Annotated in this window: 11 protein-coding genes; 1 reads left to right on the forward strand and 10 read right to left on the reverse strand. The window is 42.5% G+C overall.

The features are described from left to right. Position 1: 1 nt before the first annotated feature. From ASG85_RS19355 to ASG85_RS19390, 8 genes are all read right to left on the reverse strand, one after another. A complete protein-coding gene (locus ASG85_RS19355; protein WP_060647520.1) occupies positions 2–1,507 on the reverse strand; it encodes an amidase family protein in 1,506 nt (501 codons plus the stop codon). Between the two features lie 915 nt (positions 1,508–2,422). Further along, positions 2,423–3,217, reverse strand: a complete 795-nt coding sequence (locus tag ASG85_RS19360; protein ID WP_235550179.1) for a phytanoyl-CoA dioxygenase family protein — start codon at positions 3,215–3,217, stop codon at positions 2,423–2,425. 76 nt (positions 3,218–3,293) lie between these two features. Further along, a complete protein-coding gene (locus tag ASG85_RS19365) occupies positions 3,294–6,542 on the reverse strand; it encodes a response regulator (RefSeq protein ID WP_060647521.1) in 3,249 nt (1,082 codons plus the stop codon). A 31-nt stretch (positions 6,543–6,573) separates the two neighbouring features. Continuing rightward, positions 6,574–7,284, reverse strand: coding sequence for a response regulator transcription factor (locus tag ASG85_RS19370; protein WP_060647522.1), 711 nt, complete (start codon positions 7,282–7,284; stop codon positions 6,574–6,576). Positions 7,285–7,431: 147 nt separating this feature from the next. Further along, positions 7,432–9,600: an EAL domain-containing protein gene (locus ASG85_RS19375; RefSeq protein ID WP_060647523.1), complete on the reverse strand. Its 2,169-nt coding sequence runs from the start codon at positions 9,598–9,600 to the stop codon at positions 7,432–7,434. 35 nt (positions 9,601–9,635) lie between these two features. Next, a complete protein-coding gene (locus ASG85_RS19380) occupies positions 9,636–10,031 on the reverse strand; it encodes a hypothetical protein (protein WP_060647524.1) in 396 nt (131 codons plus the stop codon). A gap of 403 nt (positions 10,032–10,434) precedes the next feature. Further along, the gene (locus ASG85_RS19385; RefSeq protein ID WP_057307509.1) at positions 10,435–10,929 is read right to left on the reverse strand and encodes a CYTH domain-containing protein; all 495 of its coding nucleotides are present in this window, start codon (positions 10,927–10,929) and stop codon (positions 10,435–10,437) included. 96 nt (positions 10,930–11,025) lie between these two features. Continuing rightward, positions 11,026–11,853 (reverse strand): helix-turn-helix transcriptional regulator, encoded by an 828-nt coding sequence (locus ASG85_RS19390; RefSeq protein WP_060647525.1) that lies wholly within the window; start codon positions 11,851–11,853, stop codon positions 11,026–11,028. Positions 11,854–11,966: 113 nt separating this feature from the next. Between ASG85_RS19390 and ASG85_RS19395 the strand changes: the two genes are divergently transcribed. After that, the gene (locus tag ASG85_RS19395) at positions 11,967–13,673 is read left to right on the forward strand and encodes a glycoside hydrolase family 2 protein (protein WP_060647526.1); all 1,707 of its coding nucleotides are present in this window, start codon (positions 11,967–11,969) and stop codon (positions 13,671–13,673) included. A gap of 85 nt (positions 13,674–13,758) precedes the next feature. Here ASG85_RS19395 and ASG85_RS19400 read toward each other — a convergent pair whose 3' ends face one another. Both ASG85_RS19400 and ASG85_RS19405 read right to left on the reverse strand, forming a co-directional pair. After that, positions 13,759–14,601, reverse strand: coding sequence for a carbohydrate ABC transporter permease (locus tag ASG85_RS19400; protein ID WP_060647527.1), 843 nt, complete (start codon positions 14,599–14,601; stop codon positions 13,759–13,761). 16 nt (positions 14,602–14,617) lie between these two features. Beyond that, a complete protein-coding gene (locus ASG85_RS19405; protein ID WP_060647642.1) occupies positions 14,618–15,502 on the reverse strand; it encodes a carbohydrate ABC transporter permease in 885 nt (294 codons plus the stop codon). Positions 15,503–15,564 lie beyond the last annotated feature (62 nt).

The following is a 15,564-nucleotide window of genomic DNA, read 5'->3' on the forward strand; positions in this document are numbered from 1 at the left end:
TTTATTCTACCTCTATTTTCGCAGCTGCTGCTAACTCGGGTTGTATGCGATGTTTCGTCGCCTGCTCAAAACCATAGGCAATTTTAATCAAGGTGGGTTCACTAAATGCTGTTCCTACAAAGGTGATCCCTTGCTGTCCCTTCGTTGTGTACCCGCCTGGTGCAATAATCCCTGTTGCAGCGTACCCTCCAGGTACAGTAATCGAGGGGTAACCGGCTCTTGCCGCAAGATCTGCCCCACCCTCAGCCCCTAGAAATAAGAGTGCATCCAGGTGATGCTCTTCTAATGCATAATCAATCCCCTGCTCACGCGACATCTCTTTATCTCTCTTTTTGCTGTCTAAATAGGTTTGTTCCGTTAGTGTCCCGCTCGTTTCCTCTGACCAAATTAAAGTTCCTTGCCCATATTTCAGTGCTTGATCTGCATGTGCATCATTGTAGGCAATGACATTAGCGAGTGAATGAACGGGAATCTTGCCAGACAACTGGGCTAAATAATCATTCAAGTCTTTCTTAAATTCATACCTCATGACATTGCCATCCCAAGGCGTCTGCTCGCACGGAAGCTCAACTGGATCAACGATTGTCGCACCCTTTTGTTTCAAAACGGCGATAGCCGCCTCTACAATATCAAGCCGAGCCTTGTCTAATTCTTGATAATAAAATCTCGGGATCCCTATTCTAGCTTGCTGCAGATAATTGGCGTCTAAAAATGAGCTGTAGTCTTGGAAAGAACGCCCTTTACTCGCTAACGTCTTAACATCACGCTCATCTATGTTAGTCAAAGCGCCGAGCAAAATCGCTGCATCGCTGACCGTTCTTGCTATAGGCCCCGCTGTGTCCTGACTATGAGCAATGGGGATGATGCCCGTTCGGCTAACTAGTCCAATCGTTGGCTTAATGCCAACTAAGCAATTCTGACTAGAAGGGCTGATGATAGAGCCCGATGTTTCCGTTCCAATCGCCGCTGCTGCTAGATTCGCTGCCGTTGCCGCTGCTGAGCCTGAGCTTGAACCGCCTATGAATAATTCGCCAGGGCCGTAAGGATTTAAAGTGAGACCACCTCTTGAGCTATAGCCCGCCCAAATATCACCTGACATGTAGCCTGCCCATTCGGTCATATTCGTTTTACCCAGCAGCACAACTCCCGCCGCTCGAAGCTGTGCCGCCACGCAAGAATCGGCTGCCGCGAAGGATTCTGCTAATGCGATAGAACCGGCGCTTGTATGCATACGATCGTGTGTATCGATATTGTCCTTCAACAGAATAGGGATACCATGCAGGAATCCACGACTTCCCTTCACTATTCGTTCTTCATCTAAAGCTTTGGCTATGTCCATAGCATCTGGATTTATTTCTAAAATGGTATTTAATATGGAGTCGTACTTTTCTATGCGGGTTAGATATAAATGAACCAATTGTTCCGAAGTAACCCTACCTGTACTCATTGCATGCTGCATACTTGCTATATCTGCTTCTATGATCCATTTCTCCAACTCATTTTCCATTCGTCTATCTCCTTCTAGTTATCAGTCTTATTAACACTGTTCTCTGTAGGGTATGAAGTTCCTGTATGTGTACGTTGGGGATTTTAGTTATAGTTATTTTTGATTAAATTGCTATCGCTTTACATTAGAAGGACAACTTGTACATGTGTAGTGTCGCACGCTTTGTTCATCGTATTGGGGATTGCTTCTGTTGATGATCGCTGCCGCTGGGGATTAGGTTGGTTTTCGAGTCTAACTCAGTCATTACCAAACTTAAGCTCGGAAAACAACTTCTCAGATTACCTATTACAACCTTAACACAGTTTTCGCTTACTTTAAGCTCGGTTGTAAGCATGTTTTTCATCGCTATGGAGGTGTTTTCGAGCATCCCCCTTACTCTAACGATGAATTTCATCGTTTCAGACTTCACTTTTGTGGATAATGATCATCTTTCCCGGTTGTAAGCATGTTTTTCATCGCTATGGAGGTGTTTTCGAGCATTCACCTTACTCTAACGATGAATTTCATCGTTAGAGACTTCATTTTGTTGATGATGAGCACCTTTCTCGGATATAAGAATGTTTTTCATCGCTATGGAGGTGTTTTCGAGCATTCACCTTACTCTAACGATGAATTTCATCGTTAGAGACTTCATTTTTGTGGATAATGATCATCTTTCCCGGTTATAAGCATGTTTTTCATTGTTATGGACGTGTTTTCGAGCATTCCCATACTCTAACGATGAATTTCATCGTTTGAGACCAGTTGACCACGCCAACAGTCGTAGCGTGATCTGATACTTGCCTGTTAGGGCCACGCTCATGTATATGTGTGTGTAAATAAAATAAGCTAACCCTTTCCAGCCTTGGCTGAAAAAAAGAGTTAGCACTACTCAACGTTCTTATTATTCATAAGCCCAACAAGAGGTCCAATCCTTCAGTACAACGGAAATTTTTCTCTCAAATCTTCCCTCTGAGTAACAAACGAATCCTCGCGAATGTAATGACAAACATAGGAACGTCGCCAACGGTCCTTGCTTCGATTCTTATTGGACGAATGGATGAGCAGCTCACTAAAGAATAGGATATCTCCTTTTTCCATCTCGACTGGGATCTGCTTGCTAAGGTCTGCGCCTTCTGTCTCGTCAGTCCATGATTCGTGCTCTTCAATATTTTTCACCGCGCCGTGAGGCAGCAGCCCAAGCTTGTGCGTGCCAGGGATGACCCAGAGGCATCCATTTTCGATATCGACAACTTCTTCCAAAGCGATCCAAGCAGCGATCATCGTCATGGGATCATTCTTAATGTAGTAGTAATCCTGATGCGAAGCTTGTCCCGGTGAACCTGGTTCCTTGTAAAAGTACATACTTTGCACACAGTTAGCCTCTTTGCCCATTAATTGAGCTAGTGCACCTCGGATGATGGGAAGCTTCATCATTTGGCGAGAAAAGCTGTCATGCTTATGCGGATTAAACAACCGCAGGGAGAATTTCTTGCTTTCTTCACAGGCTGCCCAATTCGGTATTTCCGCTTGGTTACGAATATCATAAATGTGTCCATTAAAGGCATCAATGAGATCGCTGCTGCAGCCTTTCTTAATAAGCAAATACCCATCTCTTTCGAACTGCTCATATTGCTCTTCCGTGATAGGTAACATACGATCTTTTTTCTTAACAAACATGGCAGCCATCCCCTCTCCTGTTTGTGAAAGTAATAGTCTTACCTTCATCATACTGCCGAGGTCACCACTCAACAATGGCTGGAATTATCACGTTTGTATCTGAAATTGATATAAGCAGTTCCATTTGCTAAGAGGCTACACTTGGGATAAATGTGGTAATACGCATTATTTCCTCTGCTACTTCGATGAGCTGATCATGAAAATCATCTTTTTGCAAAATGGCAAGTTCCAGATAACTTGCAGCTTCATGTAAACGATTTGCGGAAATACTTCCGGCAACTCCGATAAGTGTGTGTATAGCCCTTTTGACAGCCTTCCAATCCTCATCAAGGATACTCTGCGTTAATTGCTCGGCAAAAGTTGTATAATTTTTCTTGAACAACTGAAGCATGACGATTAGAATACTTTCTTTTCCTTCTAGTCGGGCAAGTGCAGCTTGCCAATCTATCGCTTCAATATGCTTATAAAAATCGATTGCGTTCGTCTGACTAGCCTCTATGGAAGTAGATGGTTCTATCCATTTACTAATCACACTAAAGAGACGCTTTATATCCAAAGGCTTACTAATGACGTCATTCATGCAGTAACGGATATAATCTTCATGATCCTGTTTAACAACGTTGGCCGTCAGTCCGATGATGGGTATTTTCTTATAGTTGGGGATTTGACGAATGTGCGCTGTCGCTTCAACGCCATCCATGATCGGCATGTGAATATCCATCAAAATCAAGTCGTATTGGCCGATTTCGAGTTTTTCAATGGCTTCTTGGCCATTTTCCGCTACCGTGATCTCAAACCCATGCTCTATTAGAAACTCCAAGGCAACCTGCTGATTAATTTCGTTATCCTCCACGAGAAGAATTCGCCCTTTCTTGCTAGGGCTGGAAGACTTGGTCTGCAAAGGCCTGCCGCTTCTTGGAGATCGGTTATGCGGATTGAAGAGGGATTCCAACGTTTGATATAGATCTAGACGGCAAATCGGTTTAACCATGACGGCATCAGGTCTCGCGCTTATCGGAAGTTTCAGCATTTCTTCTTTGCCAAGCGGCGAAGTTAAGCATACAACAAGCGTCCGATCTCTTTGGATCGACTCAATAAATGTGTTCCATGTATCTATGCCATACATATCTTCAATTTCCATATCAAGCAGGATACAATCGTACTTGTCGTCATCGGTTCCTAACGTCTTCATCTGTTCAAACATAGCTTTCCAGGAAGGCACTTCCGAAACGATTAAGGCAAACGACTCCAAAGTCTCCCGTAAGCTGCTGCGCATCAGGGGATGATCTTCGACAAGCAAAACTTGATATGTCGTATGATCTTTCGTTAAATCCCATTCATCTGGATCAGCGAGTTCTATGACTTGAAAAGGCAGTGTAAATTTAAATCTGCTTCCTTTACCCTCTACACTCTCAGCTGCTAAAGAACCGCCCATAAGCCCAATCAAATGCTGGCTGATCGTAAGTCCCAATCCAGTTCCCCCATATTCACGGCTTGTAGATCCATCTGCCTGAGAAAAAGGATCAAAAATAAAGGCTAAACGATCTGGAGATATACCTATTCCACTATCCTCTACGGTAAAGCTAAGCATGATTTCTTCTTTGGACGTGTGTGGTTCCAACTCAATTTGGAGCATCACATAGCCCTCTGAAGTAAATTTGATCGCATTGCTGCAAAGATTAAGCAGTACTTGCTTCAGTCTCAGCGGATCCCCGAGAATATGGTTGGGTAGTTCAGCGGCTGTATTAAAAATAAGCTCGATTTGGCGACTATCGGATAAGACACTCAGAATACTGGCGAGATCCTCGAGAAGCTCATCTAACTGAAAGCCGGTACGTTCAACTTCGAGTTTTCCCGCTTCTACTTTGGAAAGGTCAAGAACATCATTAATAATGCCAAGCAGTGTATGGGATGAAGATGTTATTTTATGTAGATAATCCTTTTGATGGTCGGAGAGTGAGGTTTTCCCGAGAAGTTGAGAAAGGCCAATGATACCGTTCAAAGGAGTTCTAATTTCGTGGCTCATTTTGGCAATAAATTGACTTTTGGCTTGGTTCGCTTGATCGGCGGCATGCCGCATGGTCACTTCTGTGAAATCGTGCACCGTTCCAACAATACCTTCCAATTCGCCACTCGCATCATGGCAGACCGAAAGCGTGACACAATAATCTCGAAGAGCACCCGCAGAGGACGGAATGCTCATTTCAAATCGTACGTTACCACCATTCAGAATAACTTCTTGGAAATGAGAATCCCAACGAATTTGCTCCGCTTCCGGGAGAAATTCGGTTATTTTTTTGCCTAACATGTCCGCAGCTGTCGCATGGGTCATTAGGGAAACAATTTGATTCACAGAGGTAATCTCGCCTTCCTTCGTGAACCCAAGAATTCCTTCCTGTGAATTCTCAACGAGGATACGATAACGTGCTTCACTCTCCTGAATACGCCGCTCTGCTGCTGTTCTCTCTGTAATATCTGTCGTAGAGCCGATGATCTCCACCACCTGCTCACCTTCAAATATAGGCTGTAAAGTTGTAAAGGCGATCTTTCCCTTTATTTGATTCTCAAAAGCAACTTTGTTCCCTTTCCACGCTTCTTCGAATTTCCCAACTATAAAGGTTGTGAATTCAGTAGTAAAACCTTTGATGGATTGTATATTTCTACCTAATAAATCTTGTGGATGTAGTCCGAGATTTCGTAACAACCGGCCATCAACCATCGAATAAATGAAATGATTTTGAATTTTCTTAAGTTTAAATGTAATGCCGGGCTGCAGCCGAAGAATATCCATTAGCTCTTGTTGGATATGACTTACCTGACTCCTTAGCTCCTCTGCCTTTAAGAAATAGCGGATAAGCGCTGCTGCGAATAACCCCCCTCCCAAATGCAGAAGTAAAGCTGGAATGACTAACCGGGCTACAGGAATATGATAGATGAGTACCATATCAACGAATAAAACACTGATAGGACACATAATTAAAAATGTCCATTTTCTCCAATAACCTTGAACGAAATGATTGGTTAGTGCGGTTCCAGCAAATATGAGCAGACCCAATGTAGAGATTCGAAAGAAAACAGAAGGATCTATCATCGTCCTGCCAATAATCATAATCATGGTGGCAATAAAACCAGAAATTCCTCCACCAATGAATGTAGCCATCAGAATGGCAATCGCTTTTAAATCCAATATATGTCTTGCCGTAACATGTACGCCAAGAAAAGTCAGAATGACGCCATAGATCCCATGCATCAGACCTGCTATTAGGCGATATTTCCATCTTGATGCGGCTTTTAATCTAGGAGAATAGAAAATCTCGATAGACAAGAAAATAAAAACAGCCAGTATCGAGAAATTGTTCAGTAGATCTTTGAGCACCGCTATTCACCTCATCGCTTAATTACACACCTTAAATAGCTGAAAGATGCACAAATTTATAACCAACACCCCAGACGGTTTTAATATACTGAGGTTCCTTTGGATTCTGTTCAATTTTTCTACGGAGATTCGTAATATGTACATCAATCGCGCGATCATTCACAATTTCGCCCATCCGATATAAAGTATCTATAAGCTCATCGCGTCTAAACACTCTGCCAGGATAGTGAATAAAACGTTTCATAATTTCAAATTCCGAATTGGTAATATCAATCTTTTGATCTTTGATCACAATCAACCTGCGCTCTACATCCAGAGTAAAGTCAGCATATTGTGACTCACACTCTGTCCCTTCCGAACCACCAGCAGCAGGAACCTGTATGTCCGACATACGTAGCGAGGCTTTGATGCGCGCTTTTAACTCCTGCATGCTAAACGGCTTACAAAGATAGTCATCAGCCCCAATATTAAAGGCCTCTACCTTCTCCTTAATGTTTGTTTTCGTGGATATCACAATAATTGGAACCGAACTTAGTTCCCTAATGGCCCCGCATAGCTCTAACCCCTCATAATCTGGCAAAACGAGATCCAATAAAATCACATCAGGTTGAAAATGAACGATTTCCCTTAATCCGTCATGTCCATTTACCGATTGCTTCACTTCGAATTGATCTTCCGAAAGATACATGCTTATCATTTGGCCTATAATGATGTCGTCTTCGATAATAAGCACCTTAATCACTAAAGTCCCTCCTTTATACCTATTTCGTTTCTTACATCTATTATAATATGTCGAATTATGGCGGGTCTACACTATTTTTTACCAGAAATATGAAATAACAAAAACGCCACTGAACCGACAGTCGCTGTCATGGCGTTAGGATCATGCTTATGTATGTGCAATTCGATTGCATGCAAATCTATCAAAAATCTCGGGCACCTCGCTTGCTTCTACCGGGCGGCTGAATAAGTATCCCTGTACGGTGTCACAATTAAATTCCTGTAGAATCTTTAAATCGTCTTCGTTTTCTACCCCTTCTGCAATCACAACTAGCTTTAGGTTACGTGCTAGCGCAATGATCGTATTTACAATGGCTGCATTGGTAGGATTAACCGAGATATCCTTCACAAAGGATTGGTCGATTTTCAAATGATGGATCGGAAATTCTTTCAAATAGCTGAGCGAGCTGTAACCCGTTCCAAAGTCATCCATAGCAATCTTCAGACCCATGTTTCTGAAACTATTTAAAGTCGTTAAGGCAACTTGAACGTCCATCGTCATGCTTTCCGTTATCTCTAATTCTAGATATTGCGGTTCGAGCCCTGTCTCTTGCAGTATACTGTTAATCTGTTCTTTGAGAGACTGATCATAGAACTGTTTTGAAGACAAGTTGACAGCCATTGAAACCTTGGGAAAACCTAACTCCTGCCAGCTCTTATTCTGGCTGCATGCTTCATTAAGGACCCATTTTCCAATCGGATAGATTAATCCCGTTTCCTCTGCGATAGGAATAAATTCTAGCGGAGATACGCGCCCCAGTTCAGGGCTTTCCCACCGAATTAAACTTTCAAATCCAACGATCTGATTCACTAATAAATTGACTTGCGGTTGGTACACCAGAATAAACTCATTTTTCTCTAATGCTTTTCGCAAATGCTTTTCAATCTTTATTCTACGTTCTATTTTCGCATAAATTTGGGAATTAAAATATTGAACTTGATTCCCGCCTAGTTCCTTAGCGTATTCCATAGCAATATCTGCAAAGCGAATCAAATTGTCAGGGTCAATATCGTCTTGTGGATACTGGCTTATCCCAATTGAAGGTGACATATATATTTCATGATCTTGGATGCGAATGGGCTGATTGATAGTCTGAACAATGGTATGTGCGAACCCTTCAAGTTCTTCTAACGAATGGTGCTTAACCAAACCGATAAATTCGTCACTGCCCACTCTGAAAACAGAAACATCTTTGATCAAGGTGCTGTTCTTCAATCTGCGGGCCATAACTTGAAGAATTCTGTCCCCTGTGTCATGACCTAACGTTTCATTGGCCAGTTTGAAGTGATCCAAATTCACGAATACAACAGCAAAACGTTCCTGCTGCGCAATGGCGTCCTCGATCCATTTACTTAACCCATGTCGATTGGGAAGGCCTGTCAGAGGGTCATGATGGATTAAATAGCGGATGCGTTCCTCCATGCTTCGCGACTCCGTAATATCTACTGTTAGCGAAATGACTTCTGTCATTACACCATCTCGTTTGATCGGACGAAGAACGGTTAAGTAATAATAACCATGCCATTCAGTTTCGAAATCAATAACTTCTTCATTGTCCCATGCCGCTTGATAGTAAGGAGCCATGAAGTCGGCCTTATCTTTTGGGAAAATCGTAAACAAATCCTTACCTACCGCGTTATTCTCTTTGATACCAAGCCGGTTGAATAGTGAACCCTGCCACGTTGTATAGATAAATTTATTATCCTCTAGATGAAATTTAACGAGAAGTCCATTCTGTTGTTTAATTTGATCCTGCAGCTCAGCGTGAAAATGGAGCATATCCTCTTCCATTTTCAGTAGAAATGTAAGCATTTCCAAGTGAATTTTGATCGACTGCTCTTTCCCCAGCATACTCGTCTCATTCCGTAGGAACAGTTTCTTCCTCATTGCCGTTTTACAGCGTAATAGAAATTCTTCTTCCAACAGCGCATTCTGTGTTCTTTGGAATAATGTCTCCTTCTGGAAAAAATCCAAGGCCCCTAGCTCCAGAGCATGCAAGGCAACATTTGAACATTCTTCCGTACAGCTGCTCAACATAATTACCGGTACAGGATGGAAGGTCATAATTTGACGCAAAGCAGCTAGTCCGTCGAGCTCGGGCATTTCTACATCCAGTGTTACTAGGTCTGGTTGCAGCTCAACAATTTTATCAAGCGCATTGGCACCATTAACAGCGAATCCTACCACTGAAAAATGTTCATCTTGTTCAAAAAGATTCGCAATCCTATTTCTCATTTCGTTGGAGTCATCAACGATTAACACCCGGTATTTCCTCATACTTATCACCTAAATTCTTATGAATTCGTCTAGACTCACATCTGAATCGCAGAGAAAACAAGATCAACGATTTCCCCTCGTGCTTGATTTACATAACCTAAAGTTGTCTGCTGCAGGCTTTCTATAGAAACACAAGAGGTTAAAAGAATCTTATCCGAGAACAAATACAAGGACAGCTCATAGGATGACGAAACATTTTTGACTACTTCACCAATATTCGTCCTTTTGTATTTTTCAGGAAGCTCAATCGTATACACTAAATACAAAGGTTCGTCCGGAAATTGAGTCATTTGAAAAATTTCTTTAAAAGAAGAATTCGCATACGTGTTCCAACGAAATCCAAATCTATAGTTACGATTCTCTTCCCAATTGGGCTCGAACTGAGAAATTAATTCGAGAAATTGCTGGCGGTAATAATGTATCAGGTTCATAGGTGGCCCCTCGCAATTCCTGAAAATGTTAGCTATTATTTCTGTACATCCATCATACTTTGTAATTGTTGTTAAACATCTATTTTAAATTTTAGCTAAACATTATTTTTCCTAATAGTTCGCTAACGAATCTAACACTTTCACTCTTCAGAAAAAAGCGAAAAGACCAAGCTCTGACCTCACTGGGTCATAAACTCGGCCTTTATCTTATAGTTGTTACATATTCTGTCAGACATGCTTGCTATTCATGGCAACCGCTAAAGTGAGTGCCGCTAGATAAAAGGCTAGAGGCGATTGCTTTAGCCTTACAAGTCCTTTTTTCACGTCATATCCCTCCTTACAATTGGAAATATCTTGATGAAGATTATTAACCAATTGTAAGGAAATCGAAACACAACTTCGTTTATGCGTTCGTCTGCAGTTTGACCCACATCGACTTATTTCGGAATTCTTCCTCCGCTCCTAACTCTCTCCCAAACCAAGAAGGTACTACAAAGAGCCGCGCAGCTTCAACATCTGGAAATTCGACTTCGACAACCAGGAGATCCACTTGTTTATATTCATCAATTTCAAAATGGAGTCCCTGAACATCAACCGTGGTGCGAATCTTCTCCAATGGGATCAACCCCGTACGTTCAAGAAGCTGCTTATATATAGGCTCCGATATGTTGTATTCAATCTCTTCCCGAACCATGCCATGCCCCGATTTGAACGTATGTGTAAAATGCGACAATCCAGAACGATCTACCAGCTGGCGCACTCTGATTTCTTGATCCTCCGAGAAGGCCAGATAGGTTTGATAGATGTACTGCTTTGAAATTAGCGTGATTTCATTATTGTCCAGTTCAGCCGCAGGGAACGCGGGTAATAGGAACTTTCTTTCAATTTCGGCACTCATTAGTGTGACCCCTCTCAAATAAATCATGTTCTTTTCACCATTTTACCACGCTATCATGAAAAAAACTCCCAAAAGGGAGCTCCCCTTCCATCCTTCTCATCGATTGGACTTGTTCAAAGTTCGGAACCGTGCCGGAGATACCTCATTCCAAGCCCGAAACATTTTACCAAAATGAAACTCATCAGCAAATCCACATGCAGCCGCAATGGCTTTCATTGGTTCTTCCGTCAGCAGCAGCAGCGTTTTGGCTTTCTCATTGCGAATCCTGTTCAAGTACTCTTTAGGTGAAATGCCTACTTGCTGCATGAACATTTTGCGCAACTGAGAGACGGAGATATGGAATGTTCGCGCGAGTTCTTCCATCCTCAAGGGCCGATTATAGCAGGTTTCGATCCAAAACTTCGCTTGCTGAAATGCTTTCATATACGGGTCCGTTGACGTGTTTGTATCCCTCATGAAATGGATCAATCGTGAAAGAATATATTGGAATTCAGCCTGTCCTTCGTGCGGGTCCGGACTCTGTATGGACCCTATCTGCTTGAACTGCTCTTGAATCCAGACCGCTTGCTCCGGAGAATACAACTTGTTAAAAGGCAATTGAAGGGAGTCCAAATGAACGGGCTGCTGCCAGGTTTGATTCTCATAGGGGATGTCGAAAGCATCAAACAGAAGCATACGAATATAGAGCGGTTTATCCACAAATGATGTCATGGTCATCGTAAAACCCGGCTTTAAATAGAGGAGCATACCTGAATGTACCTTTAGCAGCTCTTCGTCAAGCGAATGTGTAAATTCTCCTTCTCCACTCATAATCCAGTAAAGAGAATGAACATCTGTTGTATTCCGAATATCTTTCCAGCCTGGAACAGGAAGCTTCTCATAGGTCAATCGAAGATGATACATTCGGTGTTCTTTGATTTCCATTCATTCACCACCTCCGAAGCGATTTTGACAAATACTAAAGTTCTTTATCCATAGAAAATAGCCTTTCTTCCATGATACGCTTTACTAAACATACATGAAAGGGGCTTTTACCTTTGATTCGTACTTTTCAACAACACTCCCTGCGCCATACCCGACTTCTTGATGGATTATGGGACTTCATAACGGACCCAGGAAATGTAGGGATAACAGAACAATGGCATGCCAAGTTCCCTTCCGGCTCTCGAAAGCTTGTGGTTCCTTCTTGCTGGAATAACGAATTAGGTCATTACGATTATATCGGTGCTGCGTGGTACCGCACGTATTTCGATACCACACAAGAAGCCAATATCGGGCTATGCTTTGAGGGAATTCTCCACCATGCTGATGTCTATGTTGACGGTCATCACCTCGGTTACCACTTTGGCGGCTACACCCAGTTCTCCATGATAATCCCTCATTTAGCGCAAGGGAAACATGAATTAATCATTCGTGTTGATAGTACCCTGGACTGGCAGACACTGCCCACAGATATCGCAGATTGGTACTCTTATGGCGGAATTATTCGTTCTGTGGAGCTTCAGGAGCTGCCCGATGTTTATATTGAATCCTTGAAAATTGATTATCAACTTGAGGGCGACTCAGCAGATATCCAGCTGCAAGTAAGGTTAAACTCCTTAAGCTCGGTTGATCGTCAAATAGTTGTTAGCGCCTCTACAGAAGGACTAGCTATCTCAGATTCAACCATTCATATCGCGGCGGGCCAATCTTCACAGCTTTATCTCCGAGGAAGCCTCGAAAACATCCGCAAATGGGATGTTGGGCATCCCGAATTATATATGTTCACGGTCCGAGCAGGAGAAGATGATCTTATCGATCGTACAGGATTCCGAACCATTGAAGTAAATAACGGTCAAATCCTCCTTAATGGCAAAGAGCTGTATTTGCAGGGAGTGAATCGGCACGAAGAGCATCCCGAATGGGGATTTGCTTTTCCACCTAAGCTCATGCTGAAGGATTTGGATATATTGACCGATATGGGCTGCAACATCGTTCGCGGTTCACACTATCCACAAAGCCAATTCTGGATCGATTTGCTTGATGAGCATGGATTGCTCCTGTGGAGCGAGATCCCCATGTGGGGCTGTTTTATGAGCAAAGAAACGCTGGCTAGTCCCCTATTCGCAGAACGCGGCTTGCAAATGTTAGACGAAATGATAAGCCTTGATTATCATCATCCTTCGATCATTTTCTGGGGGGCTCATAACGAAATTGATACACGCACAGATGAAGCGCTGGAGCTTACTAAGAAATTCGTTAGCAAAATACGCAGCATGGATACCAGCCGCCTAGTTACATACGCCACTATGCATCCTGAAGAAGACATTGTACTCTCCTATTTCGATGTCATCGGAATCAATAAATATTACGGTTGGTACCAAGGTAACGTGAACGGATTCCGCGACATGCTTCAGCAGTATTATCAACATGCAGAATCACAAGGTGCCAGTGATAAGCCCGTCATCATGAGCGAGTTTGGCGCTGCGGGCATCTTCGGAGATGCTGGCTGGGAGCCTCGCCTGTTCAGTGAGGATTATCAAGCTGATGTTGTGCAGCAGGCTTTACAGATCTTCCGCGAGGATCCTCGCATCGTCGGCACACTGATCTGGCACTTCGCCGACATTCGCGTCGATGTGCGCAGTGACCGTCCTTACTTCCGTGACCGGGCGCGGAGTTTTAACAACAAGGGGCTGCTTAATGAGTATCGCAAGCCTAAGCTGGCTTACCGATTGGTTAAGGAGATTTATCGATCCAAACGGTAAAATTCAAAAGGCACAATCTTAAAAAGACGCTCAAATCAGGCAATCACCCGGTTTAAGCGTCTTTTTTGCTTCCCATTTGTATGTACTAGCCTTTGAGAGATCCCGCTGTTATACCAGAGATAATCCGTTTATTGAAAATAGAGATTACAAGGATCGACGGAAGGGTTGTCATCACAATAGCCGCGAACATCGGCGCAAAATCCGTTGCGTATTGACCCTGAAAATTCAAAAGTCCTATCGGAAGTGTCATCTTTTTGGCATCGTTAATGAAAGTTAGTACTACCAGTAGTTCATTCCAGATACCGGCAAAGTTAATAATGCCAACCGTCATAAGCGCCGGTATCAATAAAGGCATCAAAACTCGCCAATAAACACCGTAAACCGAACAGCCATCAATAATAGCCGCTTCCATAATTTCTTTGGGAATGGAACTCATAAAACCGCTTAGCACCAGTACCGAAGTAGGCAGAGCAAAGGCAACATAAATAAGAATCAAACCGATCTGCGAATTCATCAGATCTAATTTAGAGAAGAAAATAACCAAAGGAATGAGTGTTGCTTGCAGCGGAACCATCAAACCGATCAGAAAATAAAGTAGCGTGCCTTTCGATGCTTTCCACTTTAATTTAATAATCGCAAAAGAGGCCATTGAACCTATTAGTAAGACCAGAAGTAATGTGACAGTCGTAATGAGTACCGAATTATAAAAATAACGGCCTGTTCCCCCTGTGATCCATGCATTTATGTAGTTTCCCCACAACCAATGCAGCGGAAGTTCCCATGGACGTTCAAAAATTTCCGGTGTTTTCTTGAGTGAATTCACAATAAGCCAAAACAGAGGATAAATATAGACAAGCGTCCCTAATCCTAAAAATAAATAAGTGGACAGCTTTTGAATGGGACGAATCATTTTTGAACCTTGCTCCATACGCGTACCTCCTTCCTCAATCTTCAATATCCTTGGTAGGAATTAATTGATTAATAGCAAACGTAACGATTAAGCACATAACGAGTAAGATGACGGCTAGTGAATTACCGTAGCCATATTCCAACTGACCAAAGGAACGTTTTTGTAAATAACCGACCAGTGTTTGCGATACATTGGCAGGTCCCCCGCCCGTCATGACATAAATAAGGTCAAAAAACCTTAAGGAACCAATAGAAATGAGAATGGCATTCACTTTAATAATCGGTTTAAGCAATGGCATGGTGATATGCCATACCAATTTCCATCCAATAGCACCTTCAAGACGCGCGGCCTCAAAGATTTCCTCGGAAATATTCTGTATCCCTGCAATGAATAGAATCATGGTATACCCAATAAATTGCCAAGATACAACCGCTGTAACTGCCCACATCACTGTTTTGGGTTCAGACAACCACAGGTGCTTTAGTGAATCTAGCCCCAGCCAATCAAGTAAATTATTAATAATACCGATCTGCGGATGGTATATAAATGTCCACATCATACCCACGGCGACACTCGACAGGAATGCTGGCATAATGAAAACAAGCTTAAAGAAATCTTTCCCTCGCACGTTTCCTGTCAGAATCAAGGCCAGAAAAAAACCAAATGGCAGTTGAATTAACAAACTTGTCACCAAGAGAAATAACACGTTACGGATCGTTATAAAAAAAATATCATCATCTGAAAACATCCGCGTATAATTGTCCAACCCTATAAACTTCATCGGATTCAGAACATCCCAATCAAAAAAGCTCAAATAAATCGATGCGATAATGGGGATGAAGACGATTGCCGAATATAGAAACAGGGCAGGGGTTATAAAGAATGCAATGGTCGAGCCTTTTCTCAACATTTTATCCATAAGCAACCACTCCATGTTTGTTTTGATGAAAAAAGGGAGAAGAATATCTTCTCCCTCCATAA

Origin of the sequence: Paenibacillus sp. Soil724D2 (assembly GCF_001427935.1) — a bacterium.
Taxonomy (GTDB): Bacteria; Bacillota; Bacilli; order Paenibacillales; family NBRC-103111; genus Paenibacillus_E.

Coding starts and splice junctions, on each gene's coding strand:
- ASG85_RS19355 (WP_060647520.1), bottom strand. CDS start 1,507: ATGGAAAATGAGTTGGAGAAATGGATCATAGAAGCAGATATAGCAAGT.
- ASG85_RS19360 (WP_235550179.1), bottom strand. CDS start 3,217: ATGATGAAGGTAAGACTATTACTTTCACAAACAGGAGAGGGGATGGCT.
- ASG85_RS19375 (WP_060647523.1), bottom strand. CDS start 9,600: ATGAGGAAATACCGGGTGTTAATCGTTGATGACTCCAACGAAATGAGA.
- ASG85_RS19380 (WP_060647524.1), bottom strand. CDS start 10,031: ATGAACCTGATACATTATTACCGCCAGCAATTTCTCGAATTAATTTCT.
- ASG85_RS19385 (WP_057307509.1), bottom strand. CDS start 10,929: ATGAGTGCCGAAATTGAAAGAAAGTTCCTATTACCCGCGTTCCCTGCG.
- ASG85_RS19390 (WP_060647525.1), bottom strand. CDS start 11,853: ATGGAAATCAAAGAACACCGAATGTATCATCTTCGATTGACCTATGAG.
- ASG85_RS19400 (WP_060647527.1), bottom strand. CDS start 14,601: ATGGAGCAAGGTTCAAAAATGATTCGTCCCATTCAAAAGCTGTCCACT.
- ASG85_RS19405 (WP_060647642.1), bottom strand. CDS start 15,502: ATGGATAAAATGTTGAGAAAAGGCTCGACCATTGCATTCTTTATAACC.